This window comes from Streptomyces sp. NPDC060031 (assembly GCF_042736805.1).
Lineage (GTDB): Bacteria > Actinomycetota > Actinomycetes > Streptomycetales > Streptomycetaceae > Streptomyces.
Window position 1 is genome coordinate 1 of the sequence record NZ_JBHWVM010000221.1, and the last position, 1,097, is coordinate 1,097.

Below are 1,097 nucleotides of genomic sequence, written 5' to 3' on the forward strand. Positions count from 1 at the left end.
GCGGACAACGCTTCCCACTCCAGATCCGACAGCTCATGACGACGCACCATGCAACACATGATCCCCCATCAGAACCCTTTGAAGACACTGCCTAGGGCCCACCGGCCATTCACCAGGGCCTGGACTCCCCAGCACTCCAGCTCCGCATCGCAGTCCTGGCACACCACGGAGTACCTGACGGATTCAAGGACCGCCTGATCCACCCACCCCCAACCGAGACGAGGCTAAACGACAAGGTCAGCCATCATCGTCCATGCCTCCTCGCAGTCCCCACTCATCGAGGCCGGAGTAGATCACTGCGATGCGGCCCCTGAGGAAGTCGAGTGACGTAGCTTCCCCGCTATAGAGGGCTACCAGCGAGTCGGGCCCTCTCCACCAGGTGTCTGCCAGGCCCATCACCTCGCGCACCGGCGCGTAGTCGTTCAACTCGATGCCATCGACGTCATCGCCGACGAGCTTGGTGACCTGTTTTGCCCACATAGACGCGTGGTGAGCCAAGGCGAGCGATTCCACCCAGCCCTCGATGGTCGCATGGAGGGGTGCCCACCTCTCTGCATGGATACCGAACTCACCAGACGGACTGATCACGAATGAGTAGGGGACTGCGGTCCGCTGCATCCCGGCTTCGAACCACCACCCCGCGGAGTCTGCTTCCGGGGAGTCCGGATCAAGGTACTTGGGGCCTCCGTCGTACTGAGGTGCGGGTGGCAAGAGCAGACCGCCCCATCGCTCTTGGTAGGCCGCCATTCGATCGATCACCGCTGCTGGGATGTCCCGCTCAAGCCACCACTGCCTGTGACCCTCGACGGGGCGAACGTCGACCTTGACGCCATGCGTGCTGACAAAGGACCGCGCTCGTCGGGTCAGGCCGTCGGGCACATCGTTGATGAGGCGAAGATTCACCCGGGGGACGCTACCCAGTAGCCGTGAGGAGAGCTTGCCCGGGGCCAGCCTCCGTACCCAGAAGCGGCTTTCCCCGGTCCCCGGCCCTATTCCGCACGTCTGGCCCGGGGCTCGGCCTCGGGCCTGTGGGCCAGGCGGATCGGACGAGTCATGGCAGACAAAAACGAAGCGGCCGCGTCCGTGGCCGGCGACGA

General features: G+C 64.3%; 1 protein-coding gene. It reads right to left on the reverse strand.

Features of this window, described 5'->3' with window-relative positions:
- Positions 1–237: 237 nt before the first annotated feature.
- Complete coding sequence (locus tag ACFWB8_RS37150) at positions 238–903, reverse strand: hypothetical protein (protein ID WP_385237767.1); 666 nt, start codon at positions 901–903, stop codon at positions 238–240.
- Positions 904–1,097 lie beyond the last annotated feature (194 nt).